This is a genomic window from Pseudooceanicola endophyticus, assembly GCF_018760365.1.
Taxonomy (GTDB): domain Bacteria; phylum Pseudomonadota; class Alphaproteobacteria; order Rhodobacterales; family Rhodobacteraceae; genus Pseudooceanicola; species Pseudooceanicola endophyticus.
Genome location: NZ_JAHIAB010000006.1, coordinates 218492 through 238241, shown reverse-complemented (window position 1 = coordinate 238241; position 19750 = coordinate 218492). Strand labels below are relative to the sequence as shown.

20 protein-coding genes are annotated in these 19750 nt (G+C 68.6%); 14 read left to right on the top strand and 6 right to left on the bottom strand.

What is annotated here, in order from left to right; genetic code table 11:
- The first annotated feature begins 16 nt into the window (after positions 1-16).
- From KM176_RS12735 to KM176_RS12710, 6 genes are all read left to right on the top strand, one after another.
- Positions 17-655 (top strand): precorrin-8X methylmutase, encoded by a 639-nt coding sequence (locus KM176_RS12735; protein ID WP_160894558.1) that lies wholly within the window; start codon positions 17-19, stop codon positions 653-655.
- Entirely contained in the window at positions 652-1848 is a 1197-nt protein-coding gene (gene cbiE / locus KM176_RS12730) for a precorrin-6y C5,15-methyltransferase (decarboxylating) subunit CbiE (RefSeq protein ID WP_160894557.1), read from the top strand. Before KM176_RS12735 ends, cbiE begins: the two co-directional genes overlap by 4 nt.
- Before the next feature lie 43 nt (positions 1849-1891).
- Positions 1892-2593 carry a precorrin-2 C(20)-methyltransferase gene (gene cobI, locus KM176_RS12725; RefSeq protein ID WP_160894556.1) on the top strand — a complete coding sequence of 234 codons (702 nt, stop codon included), beginning with the start codon at positions 1892-1894 and terminating at the stop codon, positions 2591-2593.
- A complete protein-coding gene (cobJ, locus tag KM176_RS12720) occupies positions 2584-4398 on the top strand; it encodes a precorrin-3B C(17)-methyltransferase (RefSeq protein WP_160894555.1) in 1815 nt (604 codons plus the stop codon). Before cobI ends, cobJ begins: the two co-directional genes overlap by 10 nt.
- Before the next feature lie 137 nt (positions 4399-4535).
- Positions 4536-5318 carry a precorrin-4 C(11)-methyltransferase gene (gene cobM / locus KM176_RS12715; protein WP_160894554.1) on the top strand — a complete coding sequence of 261 codons (783 nt, stop codon included), beginning with the start codon at positions 4536-4538 and terminating at the stop codon, positions 5316-5318.
- 105 nt (positions 5319-5423) lie between these two features.
- Complete coding sequence (locus KM176_RS12710; RefSeq protein ID WP_160894553.1) at positions 5424-5774, top strand: hypothetical protein; 351 nt, start codon at positions 5424-5426, stop codon at positions 5772-5774.
- Here KM176_RS12710 and KM176_RS12705 read toward each other — a convergent pair.
- Both KM176_RS12705 and KM176_RS12700 read right to left on the bottom strand, forming a co-directional pair.
- The gene (locus tag KM176_RS12705) at positions 5678-6778 is read right to left on the bottom strand and encodes a Hint domain-containing protein (RefSeq protein ID WP_160894552.1); all 1101 of its coding nucleotides are present in this window, start codon (positions 6776-6778) and stop codon (positions 5678-5680) included. The genes KM176_RS12710 and KM176_RS12705 overlap by 97 nt on opposite strands.
- A gap of 356 nt (positions 6779-7134) precedes the next feature.
- On the bottom strand, positions 7135-8820 hold the full coding sequence (locus tag KM176_RS12700; protein ID WP_160894551.1) for an acyl-CoA dehydrogenase family protein: 1686 nt from the start codon (positions 8818-8820) through the stop codon (positions 7135-7137).
- A 155-nt stretch (positions 8821-8975) separates the two neighbouring features.
- Here KM176_RS12700 and KM176_RS12695 point away from each other — a divergent pair, with 155 nt between their 5' ends.
- Positions 8976-9737, top strand: a complete 762-nt coding sequence (locus KM176_RS12695; RefSeq protein ID WP_160894550.1) for a sulfite exporter TauE/SafE family protein — start codon at positions 8976-8978, stop codon at positions 9735-9737.
- Between the two features lie 82 nt (positions 9738-9819).
- On the opposite strand, the gene KM176_RS12690 is transcribed toward KM176_RS12695, so the two are convergent.
- Both KM176_RS12690 and KM176_RS12685 read right to left on the bottom strand, forming a co-directional pair.
- Positions 9820-10401: a DUF3859 domain-containing protein gene (locus KM176_RS12690; RefSeq protein ID WP_160894549.1), complete on the bottom strand. Its 582-nt coding sequence runs from the start codon at positions 10399-10401 to the stop codon at positions 9820-9822.
- 142 nt (positions 10402-10543) lie between these two features.
- A complete protein-coding gene (locus KM176_RS12685) occupies positions 10544-12142 on the bottom strand; it encodes a phosphoenolpyruvate carboxykinase (protein ID WP_160894548.1) in 1599 nt (532 codons plus the stop codon).
- Positions 12143-12546: 404 nt separating this feature from the next.
- Here KM176_RS12685 and KM176_RS12680 point away from each other — a divergent pair, with 404 nt between their 5' ends.
- The 7 genes from KM176_RS12680 to KM176_RS12650 all read left to right on the top strand — a co-directional run bounded on the left by KM176_RS12680 (position 12547) and on the right by KM176_RS12650 (position 17891).
- On the top strand, positions 12547-13251 hold the full coding sequence (locus tag KM176_RS12680; protein ID WP_160894547.1) for a response regulator transcription factor: 705 nt from the start codon (positions 12547-12549) through the stop codon (positions 13249-13251).
- Positions 13252-13263: 12 nt separating this feature from the next.
- On the top strand, positions 13264-14880 hold the full coding sequence (locus KM176_RS25180) for a sensor histidine kinase (RefSeq protein ID WP_160894546.1): 1617 nt from the start codon (positions 13264-13266) through the stop codon (positions 14878-14880).
- Complete coding sequence (locus KM176_RS12670; protein ID WP_160894545.1) at positions 14880-15299, top strand: HPr kinase/phosphorylase; 420 nt, start codon at positions 14880-14882, stop codon at positions 15297-15299. The genes KM176_RS25180 and KM176_RS12670 overlap by 1 nt, the downstream gene beginning before the upstream one ends.
- A gap of 67 nt (positions 15300-15366) precedes the next feature.
- Positions 15367-16248 carry an RNase adapter RapZ gene (gene rapZ / locus KM176_RS12665; protein ID WP_160894544.1) on the top strand — a complete coding sequence of 294 codons (882 nt, stop codon included), beginning with the start codon at positions 15367-15369 and terminating at the stop codon, positions 16246-16248.
- Positions 16249-16280: 32 nt separating this feature from the next.
- On the top strand, positions 16281-16673 hold the full coding sequence (locus tag KM176_RS12660; protein ID WP_160894543.1) for a PTS sugar transporter subunit IIA: 393 nt from the start codon (positions 16281-16283) through the stop codon (positions 16671-16673).
- 9 nt (positions 16674-16682) lie between these two features.
- Entirely contained in the window at positions 16683-16961 is a 279-nt protein-coding gene (locus tag KM176_RS12655) for an HPr family phosphocarrier protein (RefSeq protein ID WP_160894542.1), read from the top strand.
- A gap of 87 nt (positions 16962-17048) precedes the next feature.
- Positions 17049-17891 (top strand): lysophospholipid acyltransferase family protein, encoded by an 843-nt coding sequence (locus KM176_RS12650; protein WP_311136163.1) that lies wholly within the window; start codon positions 17049-17051, stop codon positions 17889-17891.
- An 81-nt stretch (positions 17892-17972) separates the two neighbouring features.
- Here KM176_RS12650 and KM176_RS12645 read toward each other — a convergent pair whose 3' ends face one another.
- Together KM176_RS12645 and KM176_RS12640 are read right to left on the bottom strand one after the other, a co-directional pair.
- On the bottom strand, positions 17973-18752 hold the full coding sequence (locus KM176_RS12645; protein WP_160894540.1) for a TIGR02186 family protein: 780 nt from the start codon (positions 18750-18752) through the stop codon (positions 17973-17975).
- Positions 18749-19660 carry a sulfite exporter TauE/SafE family protein gene (locus KM176_RS12640; protein ID WP_160894539.1) on the bottom strand — a complete coding sequence of 304 codons (912 nt, stop codon included), beginning with the start codon at positions 19658-19660 and terminating at the stop codon, positions 18749-18751. Before KM176_RS12640 ends, KM176_RS12645 begins: the two co-directional genes overlap by 4 nt.
- Positions 19661-19750 lie beyond the last annotated feature (90 nt).

Here is a 19750-nt window from a genome sequence, read left to right as displayed (position 1 = left end):
CCACATGAGGCCCCCGATGCGTCCCTACCTGAAGGACCCTGCCGCCATCTACGCGGAAAGCTTTGCCACCGTGCGTCGCGAAGCCCGGCTGGAGCGTTTCCCGGCGGGGCTTGATCGGATGGCGATCCGGCTGATCCACGCCTGCGGCATGGTGGAAATCGCCGACCGCCTCGCCTTCTCGGCGCAGGCCTATGCCAGGGGCCATGCCGCCCTGCGGGCCGGCGCGCCGATCCTGTGTGACTGCGAGATGGTCGGCGCGGGCATCATCCGCCGCGCCCTGCCGGCGGAAAACGAGGTCCTCGTGACGCTCAACGACGCTTCCGTCCCCGGGCTGGCGGCGCAGTTGGGGACCACCCGGTCGGCCGCGGCGGTGGAGCTTTGGCGTGACCGTCTCGAGGGCGCTGTCGTGGCCATCGGGAACGCGCCGACCGCCCTGTTTCACCTGCTCGAGGCGCTGGATGCGGGCGCGCCGAAACCCGCGGTGATCCTGGGCTTCCCGGTGGGCTTCGTGGGCGCCGCCGAAAGCAAGGCAGAGCTCGCCGCCAATCCCCGGGGCTGCGATTTCGTGGCGCTCAGGGGCCGCAAGGGCGGCTCGGCCATGGCTTCGGCGGCGGTCAACGCCCTGGCGGCAGGCCTGCCGGGCGAATCTGCATGACCCCCTGGCTGCACATCGTCGGCCTGGGCGCGGCGGGGGAAGAGAGCCTCTCTTCCGCCACCCGCGCCGTGGTGGCGGACGCCGAGGTGATCCTGGGCGGCGCCCGCCACCATGGCCTGTGCGGCAACACCACGGCGGAACGCCTCGCCTGGCCCTCGCCCTTCGATGCGATGATCGACACGCTGCTGGCCCATCGGGGGCGCAGGGTGGTGGTCCTCGCGACGGGTGATCCGCTCTGGTATTCCGTCGGCGCCCGCATCGGGCGCGAGATCCCGGTTTCGGAGATCACCTATCACCCCCAGGTGTCGGCCTTTCAGCTGGCCTCGGCCCGGATGGGCTGGTCGCTGGCGGATGTGGAGACGCTGACGGTGCATGGCCGCCCGGCGGAACAGGTGCTGCGCTTCGTGGAGCCCGGCGCGCGGCTCTTGCTGCTGACCGCCGGGTCCGAGACCCCCGGCCAGATCGCGGCGCTGCTGCGCGATCGCGGCTACGGCGCCGCGCGCATGACCGTTCTCGCCCATATGGGCGGCGCGGAGGAGGCCCGCTTCGACGGTCTGGCCGAAAGCTGGGACGCCGAGGTGCCGGCCTTCCATACCCTTGCGGTCGAGTGCATCGCGGGGCCGGAGGCGCAGGTCCTGCCGCGCATCGGTCTGCCGGATGACGCCTTTGTCCATGACGGCAATTTCACCAAGCAGGAGCTGCGCGCGCTGACGCTGGCAAAACTGATGCCGATGCGCGGCCAGCTTCTGTGGGACATCGGGTCGGGCTGCGGCTCGGTCGGGGTGGAATGGATGCGGGGCGCCCGCGATGCCCGCGCCATCGGGATCGAACCGCGTGCCGACCGCCGGGCGCTGGCGGCGGAAAATGCCCTGCGGCTGGGGGCGCCCCGGCTGCATCTGGTCGAGGGCCGGGCGCCCGAGGCGCTGAGCGGGCTTGCGGAACCGGACGCGGTCTTCATCGGTGGCGGGGTGTCGGAAGCAACGGTCACGCAGGCCTGGGCCGCGCTGAAGCCCTTCGGACGGCTGGTCGCCAATGCCGTGACGCTGGAGAGCGAGGCGTTGCTGGCGCGGATGCAGGCGGACCTGGGCGGAGATCTGGTACGGATCTCGGTTGCGCGGATGGCCCCGGTGGGGCGGCTGCGCGGGTGGAAGCCGCAGATGGGCGTTACCCAATGGTCGGTGCTGAAACGCTGATGTGGGGAGTCCGTATTTTTGGAAAGATGAAAGGGGCGGCGGCATGAGCGGTCGGCTGTATGGTGTCGGGCTGGGGCCGGGCGATCCGGAGCTGGTGACGCTGAAGGCCGCGCGGCTGATCGGCGCGGCGCGGGTCATTGCCTATCCGACGCTGGCCGGCGCCGAGAGTTTCGCGCGCCGCATTGCCGCCGGGCTGATCGCGCCCGATGTGAGGGAAATCGTCATGGATGTGCCCATGGTGGTGGAACGGGGGCCGGCGCAGGCCGCCTATGATGCCGGGGCCGAAGCCATCGCCGAGGCGCTGGCTGCGGGCGAGGACGTGGTGTGCCTGTGTGAAGGCGACCCGTTCTTCTATGGCTCCTTCATGTACCTGTTCGCACGTCTTGAGGGGCGCTTCGCGGTCGAGATCGTGCCGGGGGTGACCTCGGTTTCGGCGTCCTCGGCGCGGGCGCGCTTGCCGCTGGTGGCCAGGAACGAGCGGCTGGAGGTGATCCCCGGCCCGCTGCCCGAGGCCGAGATGGCGGCGCGCATTGCCGCTGCCGACAGCGTGGCGATCATGAAGGTCGGGCGGCATCTGGCGAAGATCCGTGCCGTGCTGGCCGGGCTGGGGCTGGAAGGTCGCGCCGTCTACGTGGAGCGTGCCACCCTGCCCGAAGAGGTGGTGGTGCCGCTGTGCGATGCGCCTGAAACGGCGCCTTATTTTTCGATGATTCTGGTTCGTAAGGGGAATGATCCTTGGCTGTGACTCCGGTGGTGATGTGCGTCTCGGGCGCGGGAGAGGCCGTGGGCCGCAAGGTGGCGGAGGCTCTGGGCGTGCCGCTGCACGGGCGCGCCGGGCGCGTGGCCGGGGCGGATGCCACCTTTGCCAATGCGCTGGATTTCGCGCGCGAGATGTTTGCCGCCGGGCGCCCCGTGGTGGGGATCTGTGCCAGCGGCATCCTGATCCGGGCCGTGGCGCCGCTGCTGGCCGACAAGAAGGCCGAGCCTGCGGTGATCTCCGTCAGCGATGACGGGTCGGTGGTGGTGCCGCTGCTGGGCGGGCATCGCGGCGCGAACCGTCTGGCGCGCGAGATCGCCCAGGCGCTTGAGGCCGTGGCCGCCGTGACCACCGCCGGGGACGTGACGCTGGGCCTGGCGCTGGACGAGCCGCCTGTGGGTTGGACCCTGGGCACGCCCGCGCTGGCGCAAAACGCCATGGCGCGGCTCTTGTCGGGCGCCGGGGCTGCCCTGTCGGGGATCTGGGCGGAGCGGGCCGACTGGCTTTCGGGGCTGCCTAAGGGGGATGTGGCGATCGGCGTCGACGTCGGGCCGCAGCCCGAGGGCGTTCTGGCCTTCCATCCGCAGGTCTTCACCCTGGGGGTGGGCTGTGCGCGCAACTGCGCACCCGAGGAACTGGAGGCGCTGGTTCAGGGCGTGCTGGCCGAGAGCGGCGTGGCGCCGGGGGCGATTGCGGCGCTCTGCACGCTGGATCTGAAGGCCGACGAGCCTGCGGTGAATGCGCTGGCCGCGAAACTGGGCGTGCCGCTCAGGGTCTATACGGCGGCGGAGCTGGAGGCCGAGGCCGGACGGCTGGCAACCCCCTCCGAAGTGGTCTTTGCCGAGGTCGGCTGCCACGGGGTGGCCGAGGGGGCTGCTCTGGCAGGCGCGGGGGCCGAGGCGATGCTGGCGCAGGTCAAGGTGAAGAGCGCCAATGCGACCTGCGCGCTGGCCCGCGCGCCCGAGCCGATCACCACGCTGAGCGGGCGTCCGCGCGGGCGGTTGTCGGTCGTGGGGATCGGCCCCGGTCAGGCGAGCTGGCGCACGCCGGAAGTGTCGCGGCTGGTCTCGGAGGCCGAGGAACTGGTGGGCTATGGTCTGTACATCGATCTGCTGGGACCGCTGGCCCTGGGCAAGGCGCGCAGCGACTTCCCGCTGGGCGGCGAGGAGGCGCGCTGCCGCTATGCGCTGGAACGCGCGGGCGAGGGGCGCAACGTGGCGCTGGTCTGCTCGGGGGATGCCGGGATCTATGCCATGGGCGCGCTGGTCTTCGAACTGCTGGATCGCGGCCCCGAGGAGTTGGGCGTGAGCGATGCGGCGCGGCGCATCGAGGTGATCTGTTCGCCCGGCGTGTCGGCCCTGCAGGGGGCGGCGGCGCGGGCGGGTGCGCCGCTGGGCCATGATTTCTGTGCGATCTCCCTGTCGGACCTGCTGACGCCGCGGGATGATATTTTGCGGCGGCTGAAGGCGGCGGCGGAGGGTGATTTCGTCATCGCCTTCTATAACCCGGTGTCGAAGACCCGGCGTACCCTGCTGGCCGAGGCGCGCGAGATCCTGTTGCAGCATCGCCCCGCCGATACGCCGGTGATGCTGGCCAGCAATCTCGGGCGGCCAGAAGAGGCGGTGCGCTACCGCCGCCTTGATGCGCTGGAGGTCGACGAGGTCGACATGCTGACCGTGGTGCTGGTTGGGTCGAGCAATTCGAAACTGGCAGCCTTGGGCGAGGGGGAGCGTATGTACACGCCCCGCGGCTATGCCCGGCGGATCGATGGTGATCTTTCGGTCAAGGGATAAGAGGGGGCCTGACCCTCGCCGCCAGGGGCGCAATCGGGAGAAGAGGGGGCTCTGCCCCCGTCGCGCCTTGCGCGACTCCCCCGAGGTATTTGGAACAAGAAAATGGGTGGGGCCGGGGCCTTGCCGGGATGGATGTGATGAAGGTCTATTTTATCGGGGCGGGGCCGGGGGATCCGGAACTGCTGACACTGAAGGCGCAGCGGCTGATCGGGGCCTGTCCGGTGTGTTTGTATGCCGGCAGCCTGGTGCCGGCCGAGGTGGTGGCCGGTGCGCCCGAAGGGGCGCGGGTGATGGACACCGCGCCGATGACGCTGGAGGAGACCCATGCGGAGATCCTGGCCGCGCGGGCGCGGGGCGAGGACGTGGCACGGGTGCATTCGGGAGATCCCTCGCTCTATGGGGCGATCGCCGAGCAGATCCGGCGGCTGCGGGCCGACGGGATCGACTACGAGATCGTGCCCGGCGTTCCGGCCTATGCGGCGGCGGCGGCGGCACTGGGCCAGGAGCTGACGGTGCCCGAGATCGGCCAGTCGATCGTGCTGACCCGGATCAGCATGAAGAGCACCTCCATGCCCGAACACGAGACGCTGGAGAATTTCGCCCGTTCGCGCACGACCCTGGCCATTCATCTGGGCATTCGCCACCTGCGCGAGATCGAGCGCCAGCTGGTGCCCTATTACGGCGCTGATTGTCCCGTTGTGGTGGCCTACCGGGTGGGTTGGCCGGATCAGGCCTTCATCCGCGGCACCCTGTCGGACATCCAGGAGAAGGTCCGCGCCGAGAAGATCACCCGCACCGCGCTGGTGCTGGTTGGGCCGGTGCTGGGCGAGGTGGGCGATTTCGCCGACAGTGCGCTCTATGATGCGGCCCGGCCGCATGTGCTGCGCCCCCGGCTGTCGCGCAAGGGGAACAGCGCCTGAGCAAGCCGCCGGGAGGGCGACCTCCCGGCTTGACCGCAGACCGATTCGGCTCACATCCTCGGGAGGCCGGGGCTGTTCCCGGGCCGAGAAGACGGGACTGATGCCATGACCGAGATCCTCCCCGAAGCGATTGCCGCCGAGATTCTGCGGGCCCGCCGCGAGGCGGAACGCAAGGCTTCCCGCCTGCGGGTGGCCGTGGATGGCAAGCGCTACACGGTGCTGCGCCGCTGGGATGGCGGCTTTGCCGTCGAGGCCGGGGTTGTGCCGCCGCTGCGCGGCATGGTCGAGTTGCTGGAGGGCACGCGGCTGATCGCCACCTGCCTGATCATCGCCTCCGAGGAGGAGGACGGCGAGATGCGCTACGAGTTCAAGCGCTCGACCCCGGTGCGCGATGCCGCGCCGCTGGATTTCCAGAAGGACGACGATGCGCCGAGCGCGCTGATCGGGCCAGCCTGAGCTGGCAGCGGCCCGCAGGGGGAGCGCCCGTTGCGCAGGTGACGGGCGATCAGGCCGCGTGCCCGCGCCCCTTCGACCAGCAGCCGCGCCGGAGGGCCGGGATCCAGATCCCTGTCGCCCAGGAGGCGTTGCGCCTCGGGGCCGGCGAAGAGGCTTTCGCTTGCCGCCCCTTCCGAGAGCAGCAGCGCGTGGCGCGCCAGCAGCAGGTGTCGGTAATGGATCGGCGTGACGGGGAACAGCCGCCCGATGCCGGGCAGCGGCGTCAGGTGGCGGGCCGGCACCAGCACCTCGGCCTGGCCGAACATGCGCGCGGCAATGGGCGAGCGCAGCAGCACCCGGTGATGCGGTGACAGGATCAGCGGGCGCTCCGGCTGGCCGGGGCCCAGGGCGCCGGGCGCGATCCGCACGGGGGCCAGCGCCGGGCGGCGGTCGATCTGGGCCGGGGACAGAAGGTAGCCGCCGCACCACAGCAGCGGCTGCGGCCCGTGATCGAGGGTCAGCACCAGATCGCCGGGGGCCAGAAGCTCGACCGGGCGGGGGCCCTGCGGCGTGGCGATCCGGGTGCCGATGTGGAAGCAGACTGGCAGGGAGGCCGTAGGATCGGTGCCGGGGGCCTGGTCGGGATTGGCGGTCTGCAGGTCCGCAGGCGGGAGCGGGGTGAAATTCTGGTCCAGCTGCTGAAGATAGCTGCTGACATCGGCGCCCTCGACAACCGGGGCGGGACTGTAGAGCGTGCCGGTGAAATCGTTCAGCGGCGGCGCGCCGTCGAACAGCAGCACCTCTCCGCCCAGGTTCAGCCCCAGGCCGCCATAGCCGGTGGCATCGCGGAACTCATCGCGCGAGATCAGCCCGTCTCCGTCCTGGTCGATGATCTGCAGCCCGGCACCGTCATCGGGATCGACGGCCTCCTCGGGGCCGTAGAGGGCCAGGGTGATCAGCTCGGACGGGGCATCGGCCAGGCCATCGGTCAGCTCGGTTCGGAACAGCTGGAAGAAATGCGCCATGCCGGCCCCTCTGCTGGATCTCTTTTGTTAATCCTAACAACAGGTAAGGTTAACGGATCGCTAAGAGGGGCAGGGCAAAGGCCGCAGGCCCGGAGCCTGCGGCCAGACCGAAGCGGAACTCCGGCAATGGTGCAATCACACCCTGGGCACCCGACCGTATCGACCGGGGAACGCCCTTGTTCAAATCACTATGACAAGGATCGGTGGGAGGGTCCCGATAAAGAAACTGCTTAAGATAGGTTAACCCTATCAGAGAAGTTCCGTTACGTCATTCTGATCGGAGGGCAGATCGGGCAGCCCGGGCGGAAAAGCCGCGGGGCTGCCCAAAATGACGCCGCAATGCGGCATTTTGCAACCTATGAGAGAATCCTGCGGGCGATGACCTGGGCCTGGATCTCGGCTGCGCCTTCGAAGATCGACAGGATTCGGGCGTCGCAGAGCAGCCGCGAGGCCAGATATTCCAGCGCGAATCCGTTACCGCCGTGGATCTGCAGCGTGTTGTCGGCGCAGGCCCAGGCGATGCGGGCACCCAGCAGCTTGGCCATGCCGGCCTCCAGGTCGCAGCGGCGGTCATGGTCCTTTTCATAGGCGGCAAAGTAGGTCAGCTGGCGGGCGATGGTGATTTCCACGGCCATCATCGCCAGCTTGCCCGAGACGCGCGGGAAGGACATCAGCGGCCCACCGAAGGCCTTGCGGTCCAGCGCATACTGCATCCCGCAATCCAGCGCCGCCTGGGCCACGCCGATGGCGCGGGCGGCGGTCTGGATGCGGGCGCTTTCGAAGGTCTGCATGAGCTGGCGGAAGCCCTGGCCCTCGACCCCGCCCAGAAGGTTACCGCCGGCGACCTTGAAGTCGTCGAAGCCCAGCTCGTATTCCTTCATGCCGCGATAGCCCAGCACCTCGATCTCGCCGCCGGTCATGCCGGGGGTGGGGAAGGGGTCTTCGTCGGTGCCGGGGGTCTTTTCGGCCAGGAACATCGACAGGCCGGTGTGGTCGGTGGTGGCGGGATCGGTGCGCGCCAGCAGCGTCATCACATGGGTGCGCGCCGCATGGGTGATCCAGGTCTTGTTGCCGGTGACGGCATAGCTGCCGTCCTCCTGCTTCACCGCGCGGGTGCGCAGTGCGGCCAGGTCCGAGCCGGTGTTGGGTTCGGTGAAGACGGCGGTGGGCAGGATTTCCCCCGAGGCGATGCGGGGCAGCCAGTGGGATTTCTGCTCATCCGTGCCGCCGCAGAGGATGAGTTCCGCCGCGATTTCCGAGCGGGTGCCGAGGGAGCCGACACCGATATAGCCGCGCGAAAGCTCCTCGGAGACGACGACCATGGCGGCCTTGGGCAGGCCGAAGCCGCCCAGGTTTTCCGGGATGGTCAGGCCGAAGACGCCCATCTCGGCCAGTTCCTCGATCACCTCCATGGGGATCAGTTCATCCTTGAGGTGCCATTCATGGGCCACGGGGGCGATCTTTTCCGCAGCATAGCGGCGGAACTGGTCGCGGATCATCTCCAGCTCTTCATCCAGGCCGGAGGCGCCGTAGATTCCCGAGCCCTGGGCCTCGACCATCAGCTGCGCGAGGCGCGAGCGCGCGGCCTGGGTGTTGGCGCTGCGCAGCAGCGTGCGGATCGCGGGGGTGTCCAGCAGCGCCTCGTCGGCCTCGGTAAGGCCCAGGTCGGGCAGGCGCACCGTCTCGTTCTGCGACATCGGGATGCCGCCGCGGATCTGGCCCAGGTATTCCCCGAAGGCGATCTGGAGGATCAGGGTCTCCATCTCGGAGAGGCGCCCCTCTTCCGAGAGGCGGCTGGCCCAGGCCTGCATCTGCTGGAGCGCGGTGATGTAGGTGGCCAGCCAGGCGAGGCCATGGGTCGCGGTCTGGGCGGCTTCCACCGCGCGTGCGGAAATGCGACCATCGACCTCGACCGACTGGCGGATCACGGCCCGGGCGTGCTCCTGGAGCGCGGCGAGCGGCGGCAGGGCCTCGGCGGTCAGGGCCAGAAGATCCGGCAGCACGAGGGGCGGGGTCGTCATGTCTTGTCCGTCACGGGGCATTACATTTCCTCCTCTGGAGAACCTCTCGGGTCGGGCCGGGTATAGTCATTTTGCAGTCGCAGCGCAATAATTTTGCGTAATGCTGCGACTATATGGCTTTTTATTACCCTTATGAATCTTCTTGCCTTGCCGGGAGAACCGGGTAGCCATCTGGAATGGAACTGTTTTTCGACCCGACCCTGCTGCTGGCCTGCCTGGCCCTTGCGATGTTTGCCGGACTTGTGAAGGGCATGGTGGGATTTGCCATGCCGATGATCCTGATTTCCGGGCTGAGTTCGCTGGTCCCGCCGGACCTGGCGCTGGCCGGGCTGATTCTTCCGACCCTGGTGACGAATGCCTGGCAGGGGTTGCGCGGCGGGCCCGCGGCGGCCTGGGCGGTGGTGCGGCAGTTCCGCCTGTTCCTGCTGGTGGCCTTCGTCGCGCTGATGGTGTCGGCGCAGCTGGTGCGCTGGCTGCCGGCGGGGCTGATGCTGGGGCTGATCGGCGGGCTGATCGTGCTTTATGCCGCCAGCCAGCTGCTGGGCCGGGCGCTGGTGCTGGGCCATCCGCCGGCGAAACGGGTCGAGATCGCGGTGGCGGCGCTGGCCGGGGGCATCGGCGGCGTCTCGGGCGTCTGGGGGCCGCCGACGGTGGCCTACCTGACCGCGCTGGAGACGCCGAAGGGCGCGCAGGTGCGGATCCAGGGGGTGATCTACGGGCTGGGGGCGCTGTCATTGCTGGGGGCGCATCTGGGGTCGGGCGTGCTGAATGCGCAGACGCTGCCGTTCTCATTGGTGCTGGTGCCGGCGGCGCTGGCGGGGATGGGGCTGGGGTTCCGCATCCATGACCGGATCGAGCAGGCGCTGTTTCGCAGGCTGACCCTGGCGGTGCTGCTGATTGCCGGGCTGAACCTGCTGCGGCGCGCGCTGATGGGCTGAGGCCGGAGACGCGACCTGCAGGGGGCGGGGGGCTCTGCCCCCGTACTCCCCCGAGGTATTTGGAACAAGAAAAGGCCGCGGTTCAGGAGGTGAAGGCGCGGCCGAAGCAGATGTCGAGCGCGTCCGGGGCCTGCTGGGCCGGCACGACCTCGAAGCTCTGGCGCATCAGCACCGTGCCGTCGCGCTCCACCTCGAAGGACCAGGGGCCCGGCTGAAGCTCTCGCTCGTGTTCGAAGAGGAAGCTGCGCACGCCGAAGGCGCCGCCGAGATTGGGATCCCAGACTTCGCGGGTGATGCCTTCGGGGCCGATCGGGGGATGATGGACCACCATCCGGTAGGCGCCGGGCGGGGCATCGGGGGCGAGGCGGATGCGCACGCCGAAGGAAATGCCGAGGGCGGCGGGGACGCGGCGGTTCAGCGACACCGCCTGCTGGTCCCGGGCCACCACCAGGATGTAGCCGCTTTCGGTGCCGGGGGCGGGTTCGGTGCCGACCGGATCGGTGCCGCAGTAGATCCCGGCCTCTTCCAGCTCGACCGGCGCGGTGGTGAAATCCGTGGCGGGCGCAGGCGCGGGGCCGGCGAGCAGCGCGGGCGCGGGCAGCGCCAGCCAGAGCCCGAGGGCCAGGGCCCGGACCTGCCGGTGGCGGTGCGTGATGGTGAGCATGTCTCCCGGGCCTCCTGCGGACCGACCCCCTCCGATGGTGCCGCGCCCCCGTGATGCGCCGGGACGGACGCTGCGTCAAGGGGGCCACGCAAAACGCCCCGCCGGAGGGGCGGGGCGTGCTGTCTTCGGGGCGAAAAGGGCCTTAGCCGATGGCGGCGGCCTTCACGTCCTCGTCGATGTAGGGCAGGTACTGTTCGAAGTTCTCGGAGAACATGCCGACCAGCTTGGCGGCCTGGGCGTCATAGGCGGCCTCGTCTTCCCAGGTGCGGCGCGGATCCAGCAGCACGTCGGCGACGCCGGGCACGGAGACCGGGACCTCGAAGCCGAAGTTGGCGTCCTTGCGGAACTCGGCCTCGTTCAGGGAGCCGTCGAGGGCAGCGGTCAGCAGGGCGCGGGTGGCGCGGATCGGCATCCGCGAGCCGGTGCCGAAGGCGCCGCCGGTCCAGCCGGTGTTGACCAGCCAGCAGGTCGCGCCGTGCTTGGCGATCTTGTCCTGCAACAGCTTGCCGTATTCTTCCGGGCGACGGGGCATGAAGGGCGCGCCGAAGCAGGTCGAGAAGGTCGGCAGCGGTTCCAGCACGCCACGTTCGGTGCCCGGGGTCTTCGAGGTGAACCCGGACAGGAAGTGGTACATCGCCTGGGCCGGGGTCAGCCGAGCGATCGGCGGCAGCACGCCGTAAGCGTCGCAGGTCAGCAGGATGATGTTCTTCGGGTGGCCGCCAAGCGCCGAGGGCGAGGCGTTGGAGATGTATTCCAGCGGGTAGGCGCAGCGCATGTTCTGCGTCAGGCTGGAATCCTCGAAGTCGAGCTCCAGGGTCTCTTCATCGTAGACCATGTTCTCGATCACGGTGCCGAACATCGAGCAGGTGGCGTAGATTTCTGGCTCGGCCTCGGCGGAGAGGTTGATCGTCTTGGCGTAGCAGCCGCCTTCGAAGTTGAAGGTGCCGCGGTCCGACCAGCCATGTTCGTCATCGCCGATCAGCACGCGCGAGGGGTCGGCGGACAGGGTGGTCTTGCCGGTGCCCGAGAGGCCGAAGAAGATCGCGGTGTCGACCGGGTTGCCCTTGGCGTGGTTGGCCGAGCAGTGCATCGGCATCACGCCCTTCTCGGGCAGCATGTAGTTCAGCAGGGTGAAGACGGACTTCTTGTTCTCGCCCGCATATTCGGTGCCGCCGATCAGGATGAGCTTCTTGTCGAAGTTCAGCGCGATCACGGTGTCCGAACGGCAGTCGTGCTTCTCGGGATCGGCCTTGAAGCTGGGGCAGTTGATGATGGTGAAGTCGGCGACGTAATCGTTCAGCGCCTCGCGGTCGGGACGACGCAGCAGGTGGCGGATGAACAGGTTGTGCCAGGCCAGTTCAGAGACGACGCGGACGTTGATCGAATAGGCCGGGTCGGCGCCGCCGATCAGGTCCTGCACGAAGTAGTCCTTGCCCTTCATGTGTTCCAGCATGTCGGCATGCAGCGCCTCGAAGCCCTCGGGGGACATCGCGGCGTTGTTTTCCCACCAGATCTTGTCGGCCACGCTGGGCGTCTTGACCACGTGCTTGTCCTTGGGCGAGCGGCCCGTGTACTTGCCGGTCGTCACCAGGAACGTGCCCCCCTGGCCAAGCGTGCCTTCGCCGCGCTTGAGGGCCGCTTCGATCAGCGACGGCTCCAGGTAGTTGTAGTAGACATTGCCCAGCCCTTCGATGCCCTGATCTTCAAGCTTGAAGTGCGGGTTCACCCGTCCAGTTGCCATGCGTCACACTCCTTTGTCCGCGGCAGTCGCGGCAGTCCTCCACCGCCGGCCTGCCGTGAGGGTGACCGGCTTCGAAGCAATTTCGCCCCGATATCCGGCCTCTTAACACGCTTGTTCTCAGCGTGAACAGGGTGGCGACCTTCGGTTAGCGCAACCATTTTCGGTTTAGCGCCATCACCTGCGGAATGCTGCCTGCACAAGCGGACTTAGCGGCATGCGTGACCGCAAACATCCGCAGGCCTTGGAAAAATCCTCGGCGCAATCGGGGCGTGATTCAGGCAATGATAACACACTGCGGACACATTCGCCTTGCGGAACAGGCGATTCGCGTAACGGGATTGCTTGTAATGGCAAGGATGGGGAATAGTCGGGCGACATGACCTGCGGGGAGGGTAGGGGGCTGGATGGCCAGGATCGCGCTGGTGGACGATGACCGCAACATCCTGACCTCGGTGTCGATGACGCTGGAGGCGGAGGGGTTCGAGGTGTGCTGCTACGCCGATGGCGCCGCGGCGCTTGAGGCGTTTGGCCGCAGCCTGCCGGACCTGGCCGTGCTCGATATCAAGATGCCGGTGATGGATGGCATGGACCTGCTGCAGCAGCTGCGCCGCACCAGCCAGCTGCCGGTGATCTTCCTGACCTCCAAGGATGACGAGATCGACGAGATCCTGGGCCTGCGGATGGGGGCGGACGATTACGTGCGCAAGCCGTTCAGCCAGCGGCTTCTGGTGGCGCGCATACGGGCCCTGCTGCGCCGGCAGGACGTGGCCGCGGGCGGGCCGGTGCCGGTGGACACCGAGGAGACCCGCGTGCTGGAGCGCGGCGCGCTGCGGATGGACCCGCTGCGCCATGCGGTCAGCTGGAAGGGGGCGGCGGTGACCCTGACGGTGACAGAGTTCCTGCTGCTGCAATGCCTGGCGCAGAACCCGGGCTTCGTGAAGAACCGCGATCAGCTCATGGATGTGGCCTATGACGACCAGATCTACGTCGATGACCGGACCATCGACAGCCATATCAAGCGGCTGCGGAAGAAGCTGCGCGCCGTGGATGCGGGGTTTTCGGCGATTGAGACGCTTTATGGGATCGGCTACAGGTTTAACGAGACCTGACAGCTGACCCGGATGATGCGCGCCGACCGTTCGACCCCGCAGGAAGGGGGGGCCTCTGCGCCCCAAGGGATCGCCCGCCCCGGGCTGCGCAGCCGGGCGGGGCTGTCTGCCCTGCTGCGCTCGCCGATGACGCGCAAGATCTTCCTGTTCAATTTCCTGGCCCTGCTGCTGGTGACGCTGCTGCTGATGCTGACCGGACCGCACCGTTCGGCGCTGGCCTGGCAACGCGCCGAGGTGCTTTCTGGAGAGACCGCGGTGCTGGCGCGTCTGGTCGAGGGGCGGCTGGAGAGCGGCGTGCCCGAGGCGGTGCTGCGGGATCTGCCGCTGGCGCAGGGGCGCGCGGCGCTGTTCTTTGGGGCCGATGGCCAGCTGCTGGCCAGCACCATGGGGCGGCTGCCCGCGTCCGGGGCCGCGCCCGGGCCGACGCCCCTGGCGGACCTGCTGATCGGCGGTTGGCGCCTGGTGACAGGCTGCGACCGGCCCCGCGACCGGCTGCCGCCTCTGGACGCCGCCCGCCAGATGCTGGCCGAGGCGCCCGCGGCGCCGGTTGCGCTGCGGCTGGCCCGGGATGCGGGCACGCGCTATGCCATCGCCGCCGCCCCGGTCGCGGGCCCGGCGGGCGGGCTGGCGGGGACGCTGGCGCTGACCGCGCCGCTCGACGCGGCCGAAGCGCTTCTGTTCACCGGGACGGAGCATCTGCTGCGCGGCTTCCTGGTCGCCCTGCTGGCCATGGCCGGGCTGTCGCTGCTGCTGGCGGCGGCGCTGGTCGATCCGCTGGACCGGCTGGTGCTGGCGGCCGAGGCCGGAGAGCGCCCCGCCCCGGGGCGCGAGGGCGCGCGGGTGCGCCTGCCGGACCTGACCGCGCGGGGCGACGAGGTGGGGCGGTTGTCGGGGGCGCTGCGCCGGCTGCTTTCGGCGCTATACGACCGGATCGAGACGAACGAGCAGTTCGCGGCCGATGTCGCCCACGAGATCAAGAACCCGCTGGCTTCGCTGCGCTCGGCGGTCAGCACCCTGCGCCGGGTCGAACATCCCGACCAGCGTGCCCGGCTGCTGGAGGTGATCGAACATGACGTGCGCCGCCTCGACCGGCTGGTCAGCGATATCTCCACCGCCTCGCGGCTGGACGCCGAGCTGGTGCGCGAGGACCAGGCCGAATTCGACCTGCTGGCGATGCTGTCGCGGCTGGCCGAGTATTCCCGCGACCAGGCCTCGGCCAGCCAGGTCAGCTTTGTCACCGACCTGCCGCCGGAGCAGATCCGCATCACCGGGATGGAGGCGCGGCTGGCCCAGGTCTTTGTCAACCTGATCGCCAATGCCATCAGTTTCAGCGAACCGGGCGATGCCATCCGGCTTTGGGTGCGCCGCCGCGAAAACCGCGTTCTGGTGGTCGTCGAGGACACCGGCCCCGGCATTCCCGAAAGCGCCCTGGGCAAGATCTTCGACCGTTTCTACTCCGACCGGCCCGGCGATGCCTTCGGAGAGCATTCCGGCCTGGGGCTGGCGATCTCCAAGCAGATCGTCGAGGCCCATGGCGGCGTCATCTGGGCCGAGAACATCCGCCCGACCGAGGCCGATCCGCTGTCGGACCCGCTGGGCGCGCGTTTCGTCGTCGGGTTGCCGATCTGATGGGGCAGGGCAGCATCCATGCCACCTGCGTTTCGCTGGAGGGGCGCGGCCTGCTGATCCGGGGCCCCTCGGGCAGCGGCAAGTCCTCTCTCGCGCTGGAGCTGATGGCGCGCGGGGCCGGGCTGGTCTCGGACGACCGGGTGATCCTGGAGCGGCGCGGCGCGGCGGTGATCGCCTCCGCGCCGGAGACCATTCGCGGTATGATCGAGGCCCGCGGCGTCGGTCTGCTGAACGCCCGGCCCGCCGATCCCGCTCCGCTGGTGCTGGTCGTCGATCTTGCAACCCCGGAATCCGACCGGCTTCCGCCGCATCGCAGCACGATTTTGCTGGGGGTTTCCTTAACCTTGCTCCACAATACTGGGACATCCGCCTTTCCGGCGGCGATTCTGCAATATCTGAGGGAAGGGCGCGCGCGCTAGCATCGCCGCTTCCGGCCCTCCTTCAATGGTACTCTGACCGGCGGCACCCATGCCAAACGGACACTCCATGCCCACGCTTCAGCCGCGCCTTGTCCTCGTGACCGGGCCTTCGGGCGCGGGGCGTTCGACGGCCATCCGCGCGCTTGAGGACCTGGGCTTCGAGGCGATCGACAACCTGCCGCTGTCGCTGCTGCCCCGGCTGCTGGACGGCCCGCCGCCGCGTCCTCTGGCGCTTGGCGTCGATGCCCGCAACCGCGATTTCTCGACCGCCGGCCTGGCCGAGCTGGTCGATACCCTGCGCCGCAAGCAGGGTGTCCCGCTGGAACTGCTGTATCTGGATTGCCGGGCCGAGGTGCTGTCGCGCCGCTTCTCGGAGACCCGCCGCCGCCACCCGCTGGCCCCCGCCGAGACACCCGAGGACGGCATCGCCCGCGAATTCGACCTGCTGGGCCCGATCCGGGGCCGCGCCGACGTGCTGGTCGATACCTCCGACATGACGATCCACGACCTGCGCGCCGAGGTCGGCCGCCACTTTGCCGCCGAAGAGGCGCAGGGGCTGGCGATCTCGCTGCAAAGCTTCAGCTACAAGCGCGGCCTGCCGCGCGGGCTCGACATGGTGTTCGACGTGCGCTTCCTGCGGAACCCCTACTGGGAGCCCGCGCTGCGCGACCTGACCGGCATGGACCTGCCGGTGCAGGATTACGTCGCGGCGGACCCGCGGTTCAAACCCTTCCTTGAAAAGGTCACGGATCTTACGCTGATGCTGCTGCCTGCCTATATCGAAGAGGGCAAGGCCCATCTGGCCATCGGCTTTGGCTGCACCGGTGGAAAGCACCGTTCGGTCACCCTGGCGGAAAGGCTTGGGCAGGCCCTTGCGGAGGCTGGCTGGCAAGTGTCAATTAGGCACCGAGAGCAGGAAGGACGCCAGCTCGGGAACGGCAAGGGATGATCGTGGCCCGGCAAGCGGAAGGAACCCCGGCATTGATCGGAATCGTCATCGTCGCCCATGGCGGGCTGGCCCGAGAATACAAGGCGGCCGTGGAGCACGTCGTGGGCCGCCAGCCCGGCATCGAGGCCATTGCCATCGGCGCCGAGGACAACCGGGCCGGCAAGGAACGCGAGATCTGCGAGGCCGCCGACCAGGTGGACCAGGGCAATGGCGTCGTGGTGGTCACCGACATGTTCGGCGGTTCGCCCTCCAACCTGTCGCTGATGGCCTGCCGTCCCGACGACCGGCGCATTCTCTACGGGGTCAATCTTCCGGCCTTGATCAAGCTGGCCAAGTCGCGGCATAAATCGCTGCCGGAAGCGGTGCGCGATGCCACCGAGGCCGGGCGGAAATATATCGACAGCCGCAATCTGAGCGGAGGTTGAGGGGGGAAGATGACCGAGACTGTTCTGCGCACGTTGACCATCGTCAACGAGAAGGGGCTGCATGCCCGGGCTTCGGCGAAGTTCGTGGAAGTGGTCGAGGGCTTCGATGCCCGTGCGGAGGTCAGCCGCGAGGGGGATTCCACCTCCGGAGACAGCATCATGGGGCTTTTGATGTTGGCAGCCGGCAAGGGAAGCACTATCGAGGTCGAAACGTCCGGACCCGATGCCGCGGCCCTGGCCGAGGCGCTGGAGCGCCTGGTGGCGAACCGCTTCGGCGAGGACATGTAACGACAGGCGGGGCCCTGGCGGGTTCCGGCGCGCAGCGGGAGACGGCCAGTGGTGGACAGTTCCCAAAACCAGGGCAGGCGGTTCGGCATCCCGTGGCGGCCGTTCGGGCCGAGGTCGCGCTATGATCGCCGCTCGCTGACCTATTCCAACACCTTTGATGACCCGGTGAAGCGCAACATCATCCGCACCATGGAGTGGATGACCGGCAAGCTGACGATCCTGCGGCTGATCCGCCGCTTCGAACGCCAGGGCAATCCCCAGGGCCAGGCCTTCTGGAAGGCCTGCCTGGACGTGATGGGCATCCCGGTGACCACGCCGCAGGCGCAGCTGGACCGCATTCCCGCCGAGGGGCCGGTGGTGGTGGTGGCCAACCACCCGCATGGCATGGTCGACGGCATGATCATGGCCGAGCTGATCGGCCGGCGCCGGCTGGACTACAAGATCCTGACCCGCTCGGTGCTGGACGGCATCGATGAGATCGCCTCGTCCTACATGATCCCGGTGCCCTTCCCCCATGCGCCCGACGCCCAGGAGAAGATGGTCGAGATGCGCGCCAAGGCCATGGCCCACCTGAAGCAGGGCGGGCTGGTGGCGGTGTTCCCCTCCGGGGTGGTGGCAACCTCTGAGACGATGTTCGGCCCGGTGGTCGAGGCCGACTGGAACGTCTTCACCGCGCAGCTGATCCGGCGCTCCGGGGCAAAGGTGGTGCCGATCCATTTCACCGGCGGCAATTCGCGCTGGTATCACATGGCGAACCGGGTCTCGGCGACGCTGCGCCAGGGGCTCTTGCTGCACGAGATCGTCCAGGCGCTGAACAAGCCCCAGGCCCCGGTGGTCGGCGCGGTGGTGGAGCCCGAGCGCATGGCGCAGCTGCAGAGCGATCCGCGCGGCTTCATGGCCTGGCTGCGCGCCCATACCCTGGGGCTGTGAGGGCGGCGCGGGGGAGGGGGCGCTGCCCCCGTCTCCTGCGGAGACTCCCCCGAGGTACTTGAAACAAGAAAATGGACGCGGTTACTGGCGGCGCAGCAGGCGGAAGGCCTCGGAGGCGGCCCAGCCGGAGAGCACGGCGATGAAGATCGCCAGCAGGCCGTAGAGCGGGGCATTGTCGCGCGAGAGCGTGTTCAGCCATTGCTCCAGCCCGACCTTGCCGACATGCAGCGTGGTCTCGTGGGTGGAGACGACGCGGCCCTGCCGGGTCAGGAAGACGCGCACGGTATAGTCGCCTTCCTCCAGGTTGGAGGGCAGCGCGACCGAGGTGCGGAACAGGGTCTGCTGATCGAAGCGGACCGACTGTTCGTTCATCAGGTAGAGATGGGACTTTTCGCGCAGGCGGATCAGGGCCTCGACGAAGTTGTCCTCGTCCAGCACGTCGTCGCGCGAGGTGATGTAGCGGATCGCGCTCGGGATGGTGATGCGGTGGCGCAGGTCCTCGGTTGCGGTGAGGGCGGTGTCGAGCGGGGCCGAGGTGGCGACGGCGTAGAAGCTGGGGGCCGAGCGGATCGTCACCTGGTCGGTATTGACCCAGATGCCGGCGCGGCGCTCCTTGCGGTGGATGACCAGGCGCTCCGAGGGGCCGGCCACCGTGACGATGACGTCGAGCGGCGGGGCCTTGGCGGGCTGGTCGCGTTTCACGGCGCCGAAGATCAGCAGCTCCGAGCCGTCGAAATTCGCCGTGATGGCGACGCGGTTCTGGCTGAGGCCGAGGACGATCTGTTCGTCCGGAGCCGGTTGCTGTGCGGCAGCGGCGAGCGGGGCGAGGAGAAGCGCGAGGGAGAGCAGGAGCCGGGTCATTGCAGGGCCGAGATCGAGTAGACGTCCGAGGGCGGAAGGAAGAGGCCGAAGGCCAGCTTCAGGCAGACCCCCAGCACCAGCATGGCCAGCAGGATGCGCAGCTGTTCGGCCTTGAGCTTGGCGCCGATCCGGGTGCCGATCTGGGCGCCGATGACGCCGCCGATCAGCAGGAAGAGCGCCAGCACCACGTCGACCGTGTGGAAGGTGACGGCATGCAGGAAGGTGGTGAAGGCCGCGACCAGGATGATCTGGAACAGCGAGGTGCCGATCACCACCTTGGTGGGCATGTGCAGCAGGTAGATCATTGCCGGGACCATGATGAAACCGCCGCCGACCCCCATGATCGCCGAGAGCACGCCGACCAGGAAGCCCACCAGCACCGGCGGAATGACCGAGATGTAGAGGCCCGAGGTGCGGAAGCGCATCTTCAGCGGCATGGTATGGACCCAGCCGCGCTGCTTGCGTTTCGGCACCGGCCCGCCACGGCCCGAGCGCCGGATCGCCCGCAGGCTTTCGACGAACATCAGCCCGCCGATGGTGCCCAGGAAGACCACGTAGCAGAGGTTGACCAGCAGATCGACCTGGCCGAGCTGCTTCAGCAGGTTGAAGATCATCACGCCCAGGGCCGCGCCGGCGACGCCGCCGCCCTGCATCAGCAGGCCCATCTTCAGGTCCACGGTCTTGCGCTTCAGATGCGCGAAGAGCCCCGAGACCGAGGAGGCGACGATCTGGTTGGCGGAGGTCGCCACCGCAACCGCCGGGGGAATGCCGACGAAGAACAGCAGCGGGGTGATCAGGAAGCCGCCGCCGACGCCGAACATGCCCGAGAGCACCCCCACAAGGCCGCCCAGGCCCAGCAGCAGGTAGATGTTCACCGCGACCTCGGCAATGGGGAGGTAGATCTGCATGACTATTCCTAGCGACAAGCCGGGGGCGCGCGCAACTGTGGCGCGCGTCCGCCCACCCGATATCTGCCGGACGGATAAGGTGATGCATCG

Excerpts from the sequence above, each read along its gene's own strand:
- KM176_RS25180 (WP_160894546.1), top strand. The coding sequence starts at position 13,264 with ATGATGCGCGCCGACCGTTCGACCCCGCAGGAAGGGGGGGCCTCTGCG.
- KM176_RS12710 (WP_160894553.1), top strand. The coding sequence starts at position 5,424 with ATGACCGAGATCCTCCCCGAAGCGATTGCCGCCGAGATTCTGCGGGCC.
- KM176_RS12690 (WP_160894549.1), bottom strand. The coding sequence starts at position 10,401 with ATGCTCACCATCACGCACCGCCACCGGCAGGTCCGGGCCCTGGCCCTC.
- KM176_RS12685 (WP_160894548.1), bottom strand. The coding sequence starts at position 12,142 with ATGGCAACTGGACGGGTGAACCCGCACTTCAAGCTTGAAGATCAGGGC.
- cbiE (WP_160894557.1), top strand. The coding sequence starts at position 652 with ATGACCCCCTGGCTGCACATCGTCGGCCTGGGCGCGGCGGGGGAAGAG.
- KM176_RS12655 (WP_160894542.1), top strand. The coding sequence starts at position 16,683 with ATGACCGAGACTGTTCTGCGCACGTTGACCATCGTCAACGAGAAGGGG.
- KM176_RS12680 (WP_160894547.1), top strand. The coding sequence starts at position 12,547 with ATGGCCAGGATCGCGCTGGTGGACGATGACCGCAACATCCTGACCTCG.
- rapZ (WP_160894544.1), top strand. The coding sequence starts at position 15,367 with ATGCCCACGCTTCAGCCGCGCCTTGTCCTCGTGACCGGGCCTTCGGGC.
- KM176_RS12670 (WP_160894545.1), top strand. The coding sequence starts at position 14,880 with ATGGGGCAGGGCAGCATCCATGCCACCTGCGTTTCGCTGGAGGGGCGC.
- KM176_RS12640 (WP_160894539.1), bottom strand. The coding sequence starts at position 19,660 with ATGCAGATCTACCTCCCCATTGCCGAGGTCGCGGTGAACATCTACCTG.
- KM176_RS12735 (WP_160894558.1), top strand. The coding sequence starts at position 17 with ATGCGTCCCTACCTGAAGGACCCTGCCGCCATCTACGCGGAAAGCTTT.
- KM176_RS12695 (WP_160894550.1), top strand. The coding sequence starts at position 8,976 with ATGGAACTGTTTTTCGACCCGACCCTGCTGCTGGCCTGCCTGGCCCTT.
- KM176_RS12700 (WP_160894551.1), bottom strand. The coding sequence starts at position 8,820 with ATGCCCCGTGACGGACAAGACATGACGACCCCGCCCCTCGTGCTGCCG.
- cobM (WP_160894554.1), top strand. The coding sequence starts at position 4,536 with ATGAAGGTCTATTTTATCGGGGCGGGGCCGGGGGATCCGGAACTGCTG.
- KM176_RS12645 (WP_160894540.1), bottom strand. The coding sequence starts at position 18,752 with ATGACCCGGCTCCTGCTCTCCCTCGCGCTTCTCCTCGCCCCGCTCGCC.
- KM176_RS12705 (WP_160894552.1), bottom strand. The coding sequence starts at position 6,778 with ATGGCGCATTTCTTCCAGCTGTTCCGAACCGAGCTGACCGATGGCCTG.
- cobI (WP_160894556.1), top strand. The coding sequence starts at position 1,892 with ATGAGCGGTCGGCTGTATGGTGTCGGGCTGGGGCCGGGCGATCCGGAG.